The 15,598-nt window shown below is 74.5% G+C and carries 18 protein-coding genes; 10 read left to right on the top strand and 8 right to left on the bottom strand.

Annotation, left to right across the window (positions count from 1 at the left end; genetic code table 11):
* Positions 1-7: 7 nt before the first annotated feature.
* Positions 8-1,132 carry an 8-amino-7-oxononanoate synthase gene (locus ABZ215_RS22985; protein ID WP_354951440.1) on the top strand — a complete coding sequence of 375 codons (1,125 nt, stop codon included), beginning with the start codon at positions 8-10 and terminating at the stop codon, positions 1,130-1,132.
* Here the strand turns inward: ABZ215_RS22985 and ABZ215_RS22980 are convergent.
* The 3 genes from ABZ215_RS22980 to ABZ215_RS22970 are packed head-to-tail and all read right to left on the bottom strand — an operon-like array spanning position 1,078 to position 2,936.
* Positions 1,078-1,518, bottom strand: coding sequence for a VOC family protein (locus ABZ215_RS22980; RefSeq protein ID WP_354951438.1), 441 nt, complete (start codon positions 1,516-1,518; stop codon positions 1,078-1,080). The two genes, ABZ215_RS22985 and ABZ215_RS22980, sit on opposite strands and share 55 nt — an antisense overlap.
* A gap of 45 nt (positions 1,519-1,563) precedes the next feature.
* Positions 1,564-2,115 carry a helix-turn-helix domain-containing protein gene (locus tag ABZ215_RS22975; RefSeq protein ID WP_354951436.1) on the bottom strand — a complete coding sequence of 184 codons (552 nt, stop codon included), beginning with the start codon at positions 2,113-2,115 and terminating at the stop codon, positions 1,564-1,566.
* 5 nt (positions 2,116-2,120) lie between these two features.
* Positions 2,121-2,936 (bottom strand): mycofactocin-coupled SDR family oxidoreductase, encoded by an 816-nt coding sequence (locus tag ABZ215_RS22970; protein WP_354951434.1) that lies wholly within the window; start codon positions 2,934-2,936, stop codon positions 2,121-2,123.
* A gap of 143 nt (positions 2,937-3,079) precedes the next feature.
* Between ABZ215_RS22970 and ABZ215_RS22965 the strand changes: the two genes are divergently transcribed.
* Both ABZ215_RS22965 and ABZ215_RS22960 read left to right on the top strand, forming a co-directional pair.
* The gene (locus ABZ215_RS22965) at positions 3,080-4,366 is read left to right on the top strand and encodes an MFS transporter (protein ID WP_354951432.1); all 1,287 of its coding nucleotides are present in this window, start codon (positions 3,080-3,082) and stop codon (positions 4,364-4,366) included.
* Entirely contained in the window at positions 4,363-5,676 is a 1,314-nt protein-coding gene (locus tag ABZ215_RS22960) for an alpha/beta hydrolase (RefSeq protein ID WP_354951430.1), read from the top strand. Before ABZ215_RS22965 ends, ABZ215_RS22960 begins: the two co-directional genes overlap by 4 nt.
* Here ABZ215_RS22960 and ABZ215_RS22955 read toward each other — a convergent pair.
* Complete coding sequence (locus ABZ215_RS22955) at positions 5,643-6,125, bottom strand: MarR family transcriptional regulator (RefSeq protein WP_354710193.1); 483 nt, start codon at positions 6,123-6,125, stop codon at positions 5,643-5,645. The genes ABZ215_RS22960 and ABZ215_RS22955 overlap by 34 nt on opposite strands.
* Positions 6,126-6,201: 76 nt before the next feature.
* Positions 6,202-6,906: a type 1 glutamine amidotransferase domain-containing protein gene (locus tag ABZ215_RS22950; RefSeq protein ID WP_354951428.1), complete on the bottom strand. Its 705-nt coding sequence runs from the start codon at positions 6,904-6,906 to the stop codon at positions 6,202-6,204.
* Between the two features lie 83 nt (positions 6,907-6,989).
* On the opposite strand from ABZ215_RS22950, the gene ABZ215_RS22945 reads away from it, so the two are divergent.
* Positions 6,990-7,868 (top strand): LysR family transcriptional regulator, encoded by an 879-nt coding sequence (locus ABZ215_RS22945; RefSeq protein WP_354951426.1) that lies wholly within the window; start codon positions 6,990-6,992, stop codon positions 7,866-7,868.
* A 1-nt stretch (position 7,869) separates the two neighbouring features.
* On the opposite strand, the gene ABZ215_RS22940 is transcribed toward ABZ215_RS22945, so the two are convergent.
* The gene (locus ABZ215_RS22940) at positions 7,870-8,526 is read right to left on the bottom strand and encodes a hypothetical protein (protein ID WP_354951424.1); all 657 of its coding nucleotides are present in this window, start codon (positions 8,524-8,526) and stop codon (positions 7,870-7,872) included.
* A gap of 101 nt (positions 8,527-8,627) precedes the next feature.
* Here ABZ215_RS22940 and ABZ215_RS22935 point away from each other — a divergent pair, with 101 nt between their 5' ends.
* Positions 8,628-9,626 (top strand): SDR family oxidoreductase, encoded by a 999-nt coding sequence (locus ABZ215_RS22935; RefSeq protein WP_354951422.1) that lies wholly within the window; start codon positions 8,628-8,630, stop codon positions 9,624-9,626.
* 127 nt (positions 9,627-9,753) lie between these two features.
* Here ABZ215_RS22935 and ABZ215_RS22930 read toward each other — a convergent pair whose 3' ends face one another.
* A complete protein-coding gene (locus tag ABZ215_RS22930; RefSeq protein WP_354951420.1) occupies positions 9,754-10,248 on the bottom strand; it encodes a hypothetical protein in 495 nt (164 codons plus the stop codon).
* A 257-nt stretch (positions 10,249-10,505) separates the two neighbouring features.
* Between ABZ215_RS22930 and ABZ215_RS22925 the strand changes: the two genes are divergently transcribed.
* Together ABZ215_RS22925 and ABZ215_RS22920 are read left to right on the top strand one after the other, a co-directional pair.
* Positions 10,506-11,033 carry a hypothetical protein gene (locus tag ABZ215_RS22925; protein ID WP_354951418.1) on the top strand — a complete coding sequence of 176 codons (528 nt, stop codon included), beginning with the start codon at positions 10,506-10,508 and terminating at the stop codon, positions 11,031-11,033.
* Positions 11,030-11,251: an LPXTG cell wall anchor domain-containing protein gene (locus tag ABZ215_RS22920; protein ID WP_354951416.1), complete on the top strand. Its 222-nt coding sequence runs from the start codon at positions 11,030-11,032 to the stop codon at positions 11,249-11,251. The genes ABZ215_RS22925 and ABZ215_RS22920 overlap by 4 nt, the downstream gene beginning before the upstream one ends.
* Before the next feature lie 43 nt (positions 11,252-11,294).
* Here ABZ215_RS22920 and ABZ215_RS22915 read toward each other — a convergent pair whose 3' ends face one another.
* Entirely contained in the window at positions 11,295-13,961 is a 2,667-nt protein-coding gene (locus tag ABZ215_RS22915; protein ID WP_354951414.1) for an AAA family ATPase, read from the bottom strand.
* Between the two features lie 130 nt (positions 13,962-14,091).
* On the opposite strand from ABZ215_RS22915, the gene ABZ215_RS22910 reads away from it, so the two are divergent.
* The 3 genes from ABZ215_RS22910 to ABZ215_RS22900 are packed head-to-tail and all read left to right on the top strand — an operon-like array spanning position 14,092 to position 15,598.
* Positions 14,092-14,637 carry a hypothetical protein gene (locus tag ABZ215_RS22910; RefSeq protein WP_354951412.1) on the top strand — a complete coding sequence of 182 codons (546 nt, stop codon included), beginning with the start codon at positions 14,092-14,094 and terminating at the stop codon, positions 14,635-14,637.
* Positions 14,634-15,107 carry a YceI family protein gene (locus tag ABZ215_RS22905; RefSeq protein WP_354951410.1) on the top strand — a complete coding sequence of 158 codons (474 nt, stop codon included), beginning with the start codon at positions 14,634-14,636 and terminating at the stop codon, positions 15,105-15,107. Before ABZ215_RS22910 ends, ABZ215_RS22905 begins: the two co-directional genes overlap by 4 nt.
* A 59-nt stretch (positions 15,108-15,166) precedes the next feature.
* The gene (locus ABZ215_RS22900; protein ID WP_354951408.1) at positions 15,167-15,598 is read left to right on the top strand and encodes an archease; all 432 of its coding nucleotides are present in this window, start codon (positions 15,167-15,169) and stop codon (positions 15,596-15,598) included.

The following is a 15,598-nucleotide window of genomic DNA, read 5'->3' as shown; positions in this document are numbered from 1 at the left end:
GACTCTTTTGATCTTTTCCCTGCGCACGCTGCGCCTGCGGGCGGCCGGCGATGACCTCATCGACCTGGCGAGCAACGACTACCTGGGGTTGAGCGGCGATCCCGGCGTCCGCCGCGCGGCAGCTGAAGCCGCGCTCGTCTGGGGCGCCGGGGCCAGCGCGTCCCGCCTGGTGACCGGCACGACCACGCTGCACGCCGAGCTGGAGCGCGAGCTGGCCGAATTCACCGGCCGCGAGGCGGCGCTGGTGTTCTCCACCGGCTACCACGCCAACCTGTCGGCGGTGACCGCGCTGGCGGACCGGGACACGGTGATCGTTTCGGACGCCCACGTCCACGCGTCCCTGATCGACGCCGCGCGCCTGTCCCGGGCCGCCGTCCGGGTGGTCCCGCACAACGACGTCACCTCCGTCCGGGATGCGCTGGCCGCCGCCGGGGGCAGGCGGGCGCTCGTGCTGACCGAGTCGGTGTTCTCGGTCCTCGGCGACGCCGCGCCGCTTGCCGAGCTGGCCGGGGTGTGCGCGGCGCACGACGCGCTGCTCGTCGTCGACGAGGCGCACGGGCTCGGCGTGGCCGGCGACGGTGGCCGGGGACTGCTGCACGGCCTCGGCCTGTCCGGTCATCCGCACGTGGTGATGACGGCGACGTTGTCCAAGTCGCTGGGCGCGATGGGTGGCGCGGTCCTCGGCTCCGCCGCGCTGATCGACCACCTCGTCAACCGGGCGCGCCCGTTCATCTTCGACACCGGGCTGGCGCCCGCGCCCACCGCCGGGGCTCTGGCCGCGTTGCGCACACTGCGCGCCCGGCCGGACCTCCCGGTCCGGATCCACGAGCGCGGCGCGGCGCTGGCCGAGCGGCTGAGCGTGCCGCGCTCGGCGGGCGCGGTGCTGTCGGTGCCGATGCCTTCGCCGCGCGCCGCGCTCGCCGCCCAGGCCGACGCGCTCGCGGAGGGAGTACGGGTGGGGTGTTTCCGGCCGCCGTCCGTGCCCGACGGGATTTCCCGGCTGCGCATCACGACGCAGGCCGGGCTGGACGAAGAGCGCTGGACGCGCGCGGTCGACGTCTTGGCCCGGATCGCCGCTCAGCCGAGCTCCTCGGCGAGCGCGACGAAGATCCCGGCGGGGCCGCGGACGTAGCAGAGCCGGTAGCTGTCCCCGTACCGCACCACTTCGCCGACAGGTTCCGCGCCGTGCGCCCGGAGGCGGCCGAGCACGTCGTCGATGTCCCGGACGGCGAACATGATGCGGTGCGCGCCCAGCGCGTGCACGGTCTGGGCGCCGTCCGGGCTGGCGGGTGAGTGGTACTTGGTCAGCTCGACCCGTCCGTGGCCGTCGGGGGTCCGCATCATCGCGATGTCCGTCCGGACGCCGTCGAGCCGGAGGAGGCGGTCCACCAGGCTGCCCTCCAGTGTCGCCTCGCCTTCCAGCTCCAAGCCGAGTCCGGTGAAGAACGCCTTGGCGGCGGCGAGGTCGTCGACGACGATGGCGATGTTGTCCATGCGCTGCAGTGCGGTGTCGGTCATGGTGACCACTGTCCCGCCGTCCCGCCGCCCTACGCGAGCTGGAGCTCAGCCGAGCCCGTTCAGCAGCAGGTCCGCCACCACCTTCGCGGCCAGTGGGGGCGCGCCGGGCGTCACCGAGGTCGCCGATGGCGTCGCCACGAGCATCCGCGCGGCGGCGTGGTGCCGGGGCGCCGGTCTGGCGTCCCCGGTCACCCGGGCCAGGTAGGCGCTCACCGCCGTGATGATGGAGTCGTGGATTTCGCGGGCGCGGGCCTGCAGCTCCGGGTGGTGCTCGCTTTCCCGGAACACGATCCGGTGCATCGGCGTCTGCTCGCCGAGGTGCCGCGCCAGCCGCCGCCACAGCTCGGCCACCGCGGCGTGCGCGTCGGGCGGGACGGTGGCCGGCACCAGGTCCGCGAGCGTGCGCGTCGACCGTTCCCGGATCAGCGCCAGCAGCAGGCCTTCCTTCGTGCCGAAGTGGTAGAAGATCAGCCCCTGCGGCACCCCGGCCGCGGCCGCCAGGCGCGCGGTCGACGTGCGCGCGTACCCGCGCTCGGCGAACAGCTCCTCCGCCGCGGCCAGGATCCGGTCGCGGCCGGAGGCGGCGGGTTCGTCCACGGCGCTCAGAACTCGGTCACCCCCGCGTCCGGAGCCAGCTCGTGCGCGGTGACGTACTTCGACTCGTCCGAGGCGAGGAACAGCACCGTGTCGGCGACGTCCTCGGGTTCGGTGATCACCACCGGCAACAGGTTCGTCAGCATCCCGGCGAGCTTCGGGTCGCGCTCGAACCCCTTGGCGAACGCGGCCTGCAGCCCCTCGCCGGTCATCCCGGTGTTCACGCCTGTCGGGTGCACGCTGTTGACCCGGATGTTGTGCCGCGCCAGCTCGGTCGCGAAGGCCTTGGCCATGCCGCGCACCGCCCACTTGCTCGTCGTGTACGGCACGAGGAATGGCTGCACCTTCATCCCGGCCGCCGAGCTGATCAGGATGATCGACCCGCCGCCCCGCTCGACCAGGTGCGGCGCGCCCGCCATCACCGTGTTCCACACGCCGCGCACGTTCACGCCGATCGTGTCGTCGAAGATCTCCTCGGTCACGTCGTCCCACGGCGCCGGCACGCAGATCCCGGCGTTGGCCACCACGATGTCCAGCCCGCCCAGCTCGGCGACGCCCGTGTCCACGCCCGCCCGCAGCGCCGCCAGGTCCCGCACGTCCGCCTGCACCCGCACCGCCCGCCGCCCGGTCTTCTCCACCAGGCTCACGGTCTCGTCCAGATCGGCGAGCGTGGGGGAGGCGTAGGTGACGCTGGGCAGCGTGGCGGCGATGTCCACCACGATCACATCGGCGCCCTCCTGCGCCAGGCGCACCGCGTCCGCCCGGCCCTGGCCCCGCGCGGCGCCGGTGATCAACGCGACCTTGCCCGCAACCCGTCCCGCCACGGTGAGTCTCCTCGTCTCCCGCGCCGTCGCGGGTCGCCGCCGACACTGCCCCTGAGTGAGTACTCAGTCAAGAGCCTTGACGGGTTCGTGCCCCGATGCCATCCTTCCTCCTCATATCAGGGTCTCTGATGATTGGTGGTTCGATGACGCACCAGCCAGCCGTCTCCGCGCAGGCCTCGGGCACCCGCGAAGCCCGGCGGGTCGCCGTGGCGAGTTTCGTGGGCACCGCCATCGAGTGGTACGACTTCTTCCTCTACGGCGCGGCCGCCGCGCTCGTCTTCGGGCCGCAGTTCTTCCCCTCCAGCAACCCCGCGGTCAGCCAGCTCGCGTCGCTGACCACGTTCGCGGTCGGGTTCCTGGCGCGCCCGGTCGGCGGGATCGTGGCGGGCCACTTCGGCGACCGGATCGGCCGCAAGCGGATGCTCGTGATCTCGCTGCTGATCATGGGCACGGCCACCGTGCTGGTCGGGCTGCTGCCGACCTACGCCCAGATCGGCGTGGCCGCGCCGATCCTGCTCGTGGTCCTGCGGCTGGCACAGGGCGTCGGGGTCGGCGCCGAATGGGGCGGCGCGGCGCTGATGGCCGTCGAGCACGCGCCGCCGTCCCGCCGCGGGCTCTACGGCGCCGCGCCGCAGCTCGGCGTCCCGGCGGGCGCGATCGTCGCGAACCTGGTGCTGCTGGTCGCCTCGACCTCCACGCGCGAGGCGTTCGTCGAGTGGGGCTGGCGGCTGGGCTTCCTGGTCAGCTTCGTGCTGGTGATCTTCGGCCTGGTGATCCGGCGCCGCCTCACCGAAAGCCCGCTGTTCGAGGAGGCCGCACGGCACCGCCCGGCGCGCGTGCCGCTGCTGGAGGTGCTGCGCGACCACCCGCTGGCCGTGCTGCGGGCGGTGTTCGTGACCGGCGCGTCGACCGCGATGGGCTACATCATCCTCACCTACATCCTGTCCTACGGCACCGCGGAAGTCGGCTACTCCCGCAACGAGCTGCTGATCGTCGTGATCCTCACCAGCGTGGTGCAGCTCGGCGCGATCTACGGGCTGTCCGGGCTGGCCGACCGCTTCGGCCGCCGCAAGGTGATCGCCGCGGGCGCGATCGCGCAGGCCGTCGCGGCGCTGCTGTTCTTCCTCGTGTTCGACACCGGCGTGTTCCTGCTGGCGCTGGTGGCGTGCGTGGTCACGGTCATCACGGTGTCCGCCCAGTACGGGCCGCTGCCCGCGCTGCTGTCCGACCAGTTCCCGACCCGCATCCGCTACAGCGGCGTGTCGCTGGGCTACCAGCTGGGGAACGTGGTCGGCGGCGGCCTCGCGCCGGTGGTGGCGACCGCGATCTTCACCGCATCCGGCAGCTCGCTGCTGGTGGGCGTCTACCTCGCCGGGATGGCCCTGCTGGCGCTGGTCGCCGTCGCGCTGACCCCGCGGGGCGAGGCGTGACCCGCCGTCTCGGGGTCCTGCTGCTGGCGCTGGTGCTCGCCGTCGTCCTGCCCGCCGCGCCGGCGAGCGCCGCGACCCGGCTCACCGGGACGCTGCCGAACGGCGCCACCTGGATCGCCGACGTGCCCGCCGGCTGGAACGGCACGCTGGTGTTGTTCAGCCACGGTTTCCGCCCCGGGCCGGACAACCCGCCCGCCGACGCGCCCGACGCGGCGACCGCGCAGGCGCTGCTGGACCGCGGCTACGCGCTCGCCGGATCGTCCTACGCGCACGCGGGATGGGCGTTCGACACCGCGGTGGCCGACCAGCTCGGCACCCTCGCCGCGGTCGAGGAGCGCATCGGAACCGCGCGCGAGGTGGTCGCGCTGGGGCAGTCGATGGGCGGCCTGGTGTCGGCGCTGCTCGCCGAGGGCGGTCGCGTCGACGGGGTGCTGACCACGTGCGGTCTCGTCGGCGGCGGGGTGAACCTGAACAACTACCAGTTCGACGGCATGCATGCCCTCGCCGAGCTGTTGCTGCCGGGGCAGGAGGTCCGGCTCACCGGGTTCACCACGCCCGCGCAGGCCGCCGCCACCGTCGCCGCCCTCACCACGGCGGTGCAGCGGGCGCAGGCCACTCCGGACGGCCGCGCGCGGATCGCGCTCGCGGCGTCGCTGATGAACATGCCGACGTGGTCCACGGGGCCGCGGCCGCCTGCGGACTTCGCCCAGCAGCAACAAGCGCAGTACACGTGGCTGTTGCAGACGCTGCCGTTCGTGATCCCGTCGCGCGTCAGCATCGTCTCGGTGGCCGGCGGCGACAGCGGCTGGAACACCGGCGTCGATTACGCGCGGCTGGTGCACCGGTCCGCGCAGCTGCCGCAGGTCGCCGCGCTCTACCGGGAGGCGGGCCTGGACCTGCACGCCGACCTGGGCGCGCTCACCCGCGCCGCGGACATCGCCCCGGACGCCGGGGCGCTGGCCTGGATGCGGCGCACGTCGACGCCGACGGGGGAGCTGCGCGTGCCGGAGCTGACCCTGCACACGATCGCCGACCAGCTCGCGCCGGTGGAGTACCAACGGGACTACGCGCTGCGCGTGGCCCGCGCGGGGGAGAGCGCCCTGCTGCGGCAGGCGTACGTGCAGCGGGTGGGGCACTGCGCGTTCACCCCGGCCGAGTACCTCGCCGGGTTGTTCGCTGTGCAGCAGCGCATCCGCACCGGCGCCTGGTCGGACGCGGCGCGGCCGGAGCGGCTGCAGGAGGTGGCTTCGACGATCGGGGACGCGGCGTTCGCGCGTTACTCGCCGCCGCCGTTCGTCAACGCGCGCTGAGCGTTGGCGTGCGAGGCGAGCATCCCGTAGCCGTCCTCCAGGTCACGGCGGAACCCGGCGCGGCGGTCGTCGTCCATGCCGGAGAGCATCCGGTCCTCGAGCTCCCGGACCAGCGGCGTGCACTCGTCGAGGACCCGCTTGCCGCGCTCGGTGAGGGTGGCGAGCAGGACCCGGCGGTTGGCCGGGTCCTCCGCGCGCTCGATGAGCCCGTACTTCTCCAGCGTGAGCACCATGGTGTGCATGGTCTGGGGCCGGACGAACGAGCGGCGCGCGAGCTGCGCGGACGACAGCCCGTTGCGGTGCCGCAGCGCGGTCAGCGCGGTGTACTGCAGGGTGGTCAGCCCGAACGGGCGCAGCGCGTCGTCCATCAGCGAGCGGATCACCAGCTCCAGCCGCTTGACCAGGTAGAGGGTCAGCGGGGCGTCCTCGGCGCGGGATTCGGTCACCACCCCATGCTGCCACGGTCCGCTGTGGACTCCGCGCGCACCAGCCAGTCCTGGTGGCTGGTGCGCGTCGGCTCCTGTGTCAGGACGCGGACCCGGCAGCCAGCAGTTTCAGCAGTTCCGCGGCGAGCGGTGCGGACGAGCCGGGGTTCTGCCCGGTCACCACGGTGCGGTCGGTCACCACGTGCGGCGCGAACGGCTCAGCCGTCTCGACCTTCAGGCCCGCCTCCGTGAGCCGGTCCTGCAGCAGCCAGGGCGCCTTGGCGGCGTTGCCGGCCAGCTCCTCCTCGGCGTTGCTGAACGCCGTGATCCGGTACCCGGCGAAGGCGTTGCCGCCCTCGTCGGCCGTGGCGGCCAGCAGTGCGGCCGGCCCGTGGCAGACCACGCCGAGCGGCTTGCCCTCCCGCAGGGCGCGGGCGAGGAGCCGGCCGGAGTCGGCGTCGGAGGCGAGGTCCTCCATCGGGCCGTGCCCGCCGGGCACGTACACCGCGTCGAAGCCGTCCAGGTCGATGTCGGCCAGCGCGACGGGGTCGGCGAAGTCGGCGGCGGCCGCCTCGCGCAGGTGGGCGGCGGTCTCGGCGCCGCCGGTGGCCTCCGGGCTCAGGCTGGCCTCGTCGACGGGCGGCACCACACCGCCGGGCGTGGCCACGGTGACCTGGTGCCCGGCCGCGGTGAAGGCCTCGAACGGGACCACGGCCTCCTCGGCCCAGAAGCCCGTCGGGTGCTGGGTGCCGTCCGCCAGCGTCCAGCGGTCGGCGCCGGTCATCACGAAGAGAATGTTCGCCATGCCTGCGACGGTAGGCGGGAAGCCATCGGAAATCGAATAGAGTTGGCAATCGGTGCGATCGGTGTTCCGATACCTTGGCTGGTGTGGACCTGAACCTGCTGCGCACCTTCCTCGCCGTCTACCGGTCGGGCTCGTTCACCGCGGCCGCGCCCCTGCTGGGCCTGTCCCAGCCGACGGTGACCGCGCAGGTGCGCACCCTCGAGCAGCAGCTGGGCCGCGCGTTGTTCACCCGCCTCCCGCGCGGCGCCGAACCCACCCACCTGGCGCACGAGCTGGCGGGCCGGGTCGCGGGGCCGGTCGACACGCTGGCCGCCGTCGCCGCGACGGCCACCGTCCACTCCGGACCGCCGGAGCCGGTGTACCTGGCCGGCCCGGCCGAGCTGCTGTGCGTGCGTGTGATGCCCGCGCTGGCGCCGCTGGTCGCCGGTGGCGTGCGGCTGCGGGTGGCGACCGGGCTGACCGATCCGCTGCTGGAGCAGTTGCGCGCCGGGCACCACGACCTGGTGATCTCGACCCGCCGTCCCCGCGGCCGTGCGCTGGTGGCGTACCCGCTGATGGACGAGGACTACGTGCTCGTCGCCGCGCCGTCGTGGGCCGCGCGGGCCGGTGACGACCCGTGCGGCGCGGTGGCGGGCCTGCCGCTGGTGACCTACGCCGAGGACCTGCCGATCGCGCGCCGGTACTGGCGGGACGTGTTCGGCAAGCGGCTGACCGCCGAGGCGGCGGTGACCATGCCCGACCTGCGCGGGGTGGTGGCCGCGGTGACCGCCGGCGCCGGGTACAGCGTGTTGCCGCGGTACCTGTGCGCCGCCGAGCTCGCGGCCGGCGCCCTCGTCCCGCTGCACGAGCCGGAGGAGGCGCCGTTCAACACGGTGTTCCTGGCGCAGCGGCCCGGCGCCGAGGTGAACCCCGCGGTCGAGCGCGTGCGGGACCTCCTTCTGCGCGAGGCGCGCACCTGGTAGTTCAGACGACGATGCCCCGTTCCCGGATCGCGTCCCACGTGTCCAGGGGCAGCTCGGTGAGGGCGAAGACGTCGTCGACGGCCGAGAAGCGGGCGCCGGCGCGGGCGTCGACGATCTGCTGCGCGACCGCGGGGTCGACGGCGCAGGTCTGGGCGATCGCCGTGGCCGGGGCGGCGTTGAGGTCGACCAGGCCGCCGTCGTCGTAGTCGCGGGGCAGGTCGGGGCGGCCGATGCGCAGCTCGCGCGCCATCGCCGGGTCGTTCGCCGCCAGCTCGCGGGCCTGCCTGCGGCGTTCCCGGGCGGCCTTCACCCGGGCCACCGCCGGATCCTCGGGTGGCGCGGCCGGGCGCGGGGTGCTCGCGCGGCGCCGCAGGAAGTGCTGCTGCACCGACGCCAGGGCGATCATCGCGATCATCACGGCGCCGCCGATGGCCGAGCGCGTGTCGTCCGCCGGGGTCGGCGTCGGGTCGGCGGGCGGCAGGACCGCCAGCACGGCCACCAGCACCGCGAAGTACAGGACCGCCCACAGGTGGATCCGCGGCCGGCGCAGCCGCACCGCGGCGTGCACGAACGGCACCCACGCCAGGATGCCGAGCGACAGGATCGTCACCGGCAGGTACCACCAGCCGGTCCAGCGGCCTCGCGTGCTCGTCGTCATCCCGGTCCTCCCCTTGGCTGTTCCTGCTTCGACGCGCGCCGGGGGCGTTTGGTTGCCACCCCGGCCGAGCGGGTACCGCCCCGGGGACGGAAGGAGACGCCATGCCGAAACCGGTGTCCGAGCAGGTCGTCGTCATCGCGGGGGCCTCCAGCGGGATCGGGCGGGCCAGCGCGCTCGCCTTCGCGGAGCGGGGCGCGCGCGTGGTGTGCGCGGCGCGCGGTGTGGAGGCGCTGGACTCGCTGGTGCGGGAGATCCGCGACGGCGGCGGCCAGGCTCTGGCGGTGCCGACCGACGTCGCGGACCCCGCCGCAGTCCGGCGGCTGGCCGACGAGGCCGAGCGCGAGTTCGGGCGGATCGACACGTGGGTGAACGCCGCGGCGGTGGCGGTGTTCGGGTATGTCGAGGAGATCAGCGACGCGGAGTTCGAGCGCGTCATGCGGGTGAACTTCCTGGGCCACGTGCACGGCGCGAAGGCCGCGCTGCCCGCGTTGCGGCGGGCCGGTGGCGGGGTCGTCATCGGGATCGCCTCGGTCGAGGGCGTCCGCGCCGTGCCGTTGCACGCCCCGTACACGGCGAGCAAGTTCGCGCTGCGCGGGTTCTACGACTGCCTGCGGATCGAACTGGCCCAGCGCGGCGACCCGATCGCCGTGTCGACGATCCTGCCCGCGGCGATCGACACCCCGTTCTTCGAGCACTCGCGCAGCAAGATGGGCGCCCTGCCGAAGCCGCCGCCCCCGGTGTACGCGCCGGAAAGCGTGGCCGAGAGCGTGGTGTTCGCCGCGGAGCACCCGCGACGGGAGATCCCGGTCGGCGGGGCGGCGCTGGCCTTCTTCCTGGGGCAGCGGTTGTCGCCCGCGTTCACCGACGCGGTGCTTTCGGTGCGGCGGCTGGGAGCCGGGGCGTTCCGCAACGAGCGCCCGGACAACGGGGTGGACAATGTGGACAGTCCGGTGGCGGAGACGGGGAGCGTGCACGGCAGCGAGGGCGGCCGGGTGTTCCGGGGCAGCGCGTTCAGCCGGGCGGTCGGGCGCCTGCCGCGCCCGGGGGAGCTGCTGACGGCCGCGGTGTCGGCGCTGCACCGCCGGGAGGCGTCGCGCTGACCCGGCTCGCCGTGCCGGCCGGCCTGCGCAATGCTTGCCGCGCCCGTCGCGTGCCGGAGACCGGCCTGCTCGCGACACGAACTGTACGAAGTGGAGCTCGACGGAGCGGGCGGGTTGGTCGTGCGTCCTAGCCCCGGGCGTCCCGCTGTGCCTCGCGGATGAGGGCGAGGACGTGCTCGGCGTCGGGCACCTTGTGCAGCACCAGCGGCGGGACGAGCAGGCCGCTGGCGCGGTGCCCGGGGTTCTCCTGCTCGCGCGGGTCGCCGAAGGCGATCGAGCCGTCCTCCAAAAGCTTCGGCGTGGTGAGGTCGGTGAGCAGTTCGCTGCGCCGGACCCGGAAACCGTTGATCCGCCGCTCGACGATGATCCGCCGCGAGGTCACCGTGTAGTGGCCGAGGGTCAGCGACCACCGCGCCCACAGCGGCCGGGTGAGAACGCTCAGCAGCGCCAGTACCGCCGCGTTGAGCAGACCGTTCCAACCGGACACCAGGATCGAGGGCCCGACGATCACGGCCGCCAGCGTCGCGTACACGCAGACTGCGATGACGGCGTTCCGGCGGCGGTACCAGGGCGGCACCGGACCTGCCTCGCCGGTCCACAGCACGGTTTCCCCCGGATCCACGGTGGAGGAATCGCACCGCCGGTGGAAGTCGTTTCACGACGTTCAGTCAAAGAATCACCCACCACTGCTCTACATCGTGGTTGAAACACACTCGCGTTTACCGGTGTTCTACTTCGGAACGAGCACCAAACGGACTCGAAACGGTCACCGAGCGCATTCCGGTGTGATCATGTTCCGCCATCCGGGGTAGCGTGCGCCTGCTCGTAGCGCCGCCCGGCGGCGCGCGAAATCCCCCGACCTTTCCTGGAGTTCCCACGATGACGTTCATCGGACGCCGGTCGCTGCGCGCGGCCGTCGCCGGGGCCCTGCTGGCCACCGGTTTCGTTCTCGGCACCGCGACGGCCCACGCGGCCGCCGAAGACCCCCGTGCCGCGCGGCACGAGGGCAATGCCAGCACCTGCGCCGATGCCAAGCTCGCCGGCTCGATCCTCACCTCGCCGGACGACTACACCTACACCCGCGGCAAGCTCGAGGACGACCAGTACCTCGACATCCTCACCGTCTCCCCGGACATCACGGTGACCGGCATCGTCGTCAAGGGCGGCAGCGCCTACAACGTCTACGAACCCGGCAAGCTCGGCCTGCCGGACAGTCCACCGTGGATGGACCTGCGGGCCCCGGTGACCGGCCAGAACGCCAACATCCCGCAGCTGAGCCACTGGTTCGTCTGCGGCACCGAGAACACGACCACCACCACCACGACGACCGCGCCCAGCACGCCGGCGACCGGGACCACCACCGCGACCACGACCGCGTCCCCGGGCACGTCCCGTCGAGCGCCGTGAGCACGACGCCGGAGTCCAGCGCGGGCACCACCAGCAGCTCCGCGGCCGGCGGCGGCGCCGTCGCGACCACCAGTGGCGGCCCGAAGGCGACCACGCAGAACGCCGAGGAACTGGCCTACACCGGGTTCGACGGCGGCTGGCTGATCGCACTCGGCGCGGCGCTGGTCCTCGGCGGCGCGGCGCTGCTGTTCGTGGTCCGCGCCCGCCGGAAGGCCTGATCCACCCGCCCGGCGGACCGGTCACCTCCGGTCCGCCGGGCGGTCAGCCGACGCCCGCCGTCCGCGCCCACTCCGCGATCTGCGTGCGGTTGGCCAGGTTCAGCTTGTTCAGGATGCTGCGCACGTGGCTCTCCACCGTCCGCTCCGAGAGCACCAGCCGCTCGGCGATGGCCCGGTTGGACAGCGCCGCCGCCAGCAGGCCGGCGATCTCCCGTTCCCGCGCGGTCAGCGGATCGGCCGCCCGCAGGCGGTCCAGCAGCTCCGACGCGCGCCGCACGGCGCCGGGCATCCGCAGGCGCCGCGCTTCCGACAGCGCGGCCCGCGCGAGCGGTGTGTCGCCGGTCAGTCCGGCCAGCGCGAGCCGGTTCAGCACGACGTACGGGCGCGCGCCGGTGCGGGTGTCGATCGCGATGGCCTCGGCGAACCAGCGCCGCGCGTCCTCGTCCCGGCCCAGCACCGCCGCGGCACGCGCCCGCCACGCCACGAACGTGTCCGAGCAGAACACCCCGGCCCCGCCGGAGACCACCGGCGGCAGCGTGGCGAGGTGGTCGGCCACCAGCCCGGCGATCTCGCGGTCGCCGAACTCGTCCGCGAGCAACAGCAGGTGGAACGCGGTCGCCGGGTTCTGGGCGAGGAACGCGGTGTCGACCTTCGGCCGGACCGACTCGTAGCGGGCGGCCGCTTCCGCCCGCCGCCCGAGCACGAGCGCCACCACCGGTCCCGACACGACGGCGATCGCGAGCGCCGGGGTCTGGTCCAGCGCCAAGTCGGCGCCGTCGGGGATCTCGCCCGGGTCGCCGGTGACCGTGGCCAGCTGCTGGCGGAACGCGAAGGACAACCCGGCCGCGGTCTCGTCCTCGGCGAGCTCGGCGGTGGCGACCTCGGTGGCCAGCTCGTCCAGCTCCCTGGCCGCCGCGAACGACCCGCGGTAGGCCAGGACCGACGCGCGCAGCCGCAGCTCGTGCCAGCGCACCAGCGGCAGCCGGGTGGCGCGCGCCAGCTCGGAGATCGCGGCCAGCTCGACGTCGACGGCGGTCATCGTGCCGACCTCGAAGGCCGCGTCCAGCCGCCACTTGTGCCCCCACAACGCCAGCAGCGGCTGGCCGGTCCGGGCGGCGAGGTCGATGGCCAGTGTGGCGAGCCGGAGCCGTTCCGGCAGCGGCAGCTCGATCGGCCACACCTTGAACCGCGCCCGCACCGCGTCCACGAGCGCCTCAGGGTCGCCGCTGGACTCGGCGAGCGCGAGCGCCTCGTCGGCGAGCCGGGCGGCTTCCGCGGTGCTCCCGGTCTCGGCCGCCAGTGACGCGCACTGGGCCAGCAGCCGGGACCGCAGTGCGGGATCGTGCACGACGCCGAGCGCGGTCGTGGCGAGCTCGGCCAGGCCCGGCACCAGATCCGGGGCGGCGATGTCCCGCACGACCAGTGCCGCCGCGGCCGCGAGGTCGGGACGGCCGCGCGCGGCCTCCCGGGCGTGCTCGAAGGCCTGCCGGAAGCGGCCGGCGCGGTACTCGGCGGTGGCGAGCTCGATCAGCAGCTCGGGCAGGCGCGGCAACTCGCCCGCCCGGCGCAGCGCGTCGTGCGCGAAGCCCAGGAACCGGGCCGCTTCGGCGAAGGCGAGCGAGCGGGTCGCCTCCGCGGCCGCTCGCCGGGGCCAGTCCGCGGCGCGCGACAGTGTGGGTGTGTCGGCGGCGGACCGCAGCCAGTGCCCGGCGACCACCCCGGCCAGCGCCGGATCCCGCCGCGCCCGGTCTTCCAGCGCCCGCGCGGCGCGGGCGTGCAGGGACTCGCGGACGCTGGGCTCGAGGCCGGCGTAGATCCCGTCCCGCACGACGGCGTGCGCGAAGCGGCGCAGCCCCGCTCCTGCCGGCACCAGCACCCCGGCCCGCACGGCGGGATCGAGCCAGCGGGCCACATCGTCCACTCCGGACACTTCGGCGAGGACGGCGCTGTCGACCTCCTCGCCGAGCACGGCGGCGATCTCCAGCAGTTCCCGCGTCTGCGACGGAAGCGCCGCGACCGTCGTGCGCACGAGGTGGCCGAGCGGAACGCCGTCGCCGGACCGCGCGATCGCCCGCAGGTACAGCGGGTTGCCGCCGGATCGCCGCAACGCGTGCCGGGCGTCGAGGCCGCAACCGTGGTGGGCCAGGAACTCGCGCACCTCCGCTTCGGACAGCGGCGGCAGGGTGATGCCGTGCGCGCCGGGACGGCCGAGGAGGTCCGGCAGCGCCGCGTCGAGCCGCCCCGGCTCGGTGTCGCGGTAGGTCGCGAGCACGGCGAGCCGGGACCGGTGCAGCTCGCCGGCCAGGTGCCGCAGCAGCCGCAGCGACGTTTCGTCCGCCCAGTGCAGGTCCTCCAGCACGAGCACCAGGCCGTCCGGCTCGGCGGCGGCCACCAGCGCGTCGGTGGCCGCCGCCGCGAAGCGGAACCGCGCGGCGGCCAGGTCGCCCACCTGGTCCGGTTCCGGCACGTCCAGCCCGGCCAGGACGCGGCGCCACGGCCACAGCGGCGGCGCGCCCGGATCGTCGACACACCGGCCCCACCGCACCGGCGCCGGGCCGCCCGCGGTGGCTTCCTCGCAGAGCCGGGTCTTGCCGATGCCTGCCGGGCCCGCGACGAGCAGCAGTCCGCCCGCGCCCGCGGCGGCGTCGCCGAGCAGGCGCGCGACCTCGCCCCGCGCCGCGGCGCGGCCGACGAACGGCTCGGTGCCCACGCCAGGAGTATCGCCCGCGCGGCCCGCTCCGTGACGGGATTCAGTGCCGCGCATCCGTGCCGGCACTGATGTGGCGGCCCCGCCGCCGGGCGGACAGTCGTGCGGTCACCACAGCGGGAAGGAGAACCCGATGTACGCCACCGTTCACCAGTTCCGGCGCTCGTCCGGCGACGGAGACGAGGACCGGGGCACGTCCCGGCCCGGCTCCCTCGGCGGCTGCGTGCTCGCCGAGATCGCCGGCGCGGCCGGCGCCGAGATCACCTTCTGGCCGGACCGCGACAGCGCTGCCGCGGGCGGCGGTTCGGCGGTCTACCAGGTCGAGTTCACCGGCACCGCGCCGGGCGAACCGCGGTTCGCGCAGGTCACCTGGTTCGCCGGGCCGCGCAGGCAGGAGGTCTCCGACGCCGGGGCGCGCGCGGGGCGCGACCGGATCTGGCCCGCCGTCCGCGAGGTGCCGGGAGCAGGCAACTGCTACGCGCTGGTGGGGGAGGACAACGCCTGCCTGGTGTTGGGTTTCGCCGACAGCGTCGAGGCGATCGAGGCGGCGCAGCGGGCCGTGATGACGACCGAGCTGCTGCCCGGCGAGGACGAGGCCCTGCTCCCCGGCCCGGACCGCGTCGACGTGCACCGCGTGCTCCACGCGGACCTGCCCGCGCCGGTGGGTGATCCCCGATGACCGCCGTGCGCAGCGGGAACTGGACCGTCGTCGCCGCGGGCACCACCGCGCGGTTCGCCGTCCGGAACCTCGGGTTCAATCGGGTCATCGGCACCATCCCGGTGCGGGGCGGCTCGGTGCAGGGCACGGCCGTGCGGGCCGAGCTCGACCTCGCGGGGCTGGAGACCGGCCACGCGAAACGGGACGCCGACCTGCGCAAGCCGAGCCTGCTCGACAGCGCGGCCCGGCCGGTGCTGCGGTTCACCGGCACCGCCGCCGACGCCGGGCGTGTCGACGGCGCGCTGGAGCTCCGGGGCGCCACCTGCCCGATCACGCTGACGGTCCAGCCGGCCCCGGACGACCGCCCGGAGGCCCCGCACCTGATCGCGACCGGCGTCCTCGACCGGGCCCCGCTGAGGATGCGCGTCCCGCGTTTCGTGATCGGCCGTCACATCGAGATCACCGTGGACGCCCGCCTGGCGCCCGGTTGACCACGGTTCATCCCCGGCGGGTGGTGCGTGCGGCCGCGGGCGGGCGGATCGTGGACCGCGTGGGATCGCGGGCACTGGCCGGCCGGGACGGCCGCCGTGCGGTCCACGCCGCGGATCTGCGGATCCGGGCGTGGGCCGCCGGCCGCGAGGCCTGCCTGGCCGAGGCGGTGGAGGCGATGGTCCGCAGCTTCCTGGGCCGGGTGCCGCGGCCGTCGTCCGACGTGCGGTTCAGCGTGTCCGGCGGCAGCGACACCGACCTGCTCCGCGCCCTGCTCACCAGGGCGATCGACTGCATCCGCGTGCTGAACCGCATCCCGGTGTCCGTCACGGTCGTCCGCACGGCCACCGGGTTGTCGGTCGAATGCGCGACGGTGGACGCGGGCGCGATCCTGCCGTGCGGCGCGCTCCCGAAGCGCGTGTCCGCGACGGGGTTGCGCTGCGAGCCGGCGGGTGACGGGCGGTGGCTGGCCACCGCGCTGATCGACGTCTGA

The sequence above is a fragment of the Amycolatopsis sp. NPDC006131 genome, assembly GCF_040614175.1.
GTDB lineage: Bacteria > Actinomycetota > Actinomycetes > Mycobacteriales > Pseudonocardiaceae > Amycolatopsis_E > Amycolatopsis_E tucumanensis.
This window is presented reverse-complemented; position numbering and strand designations above follow the sequence as displayed.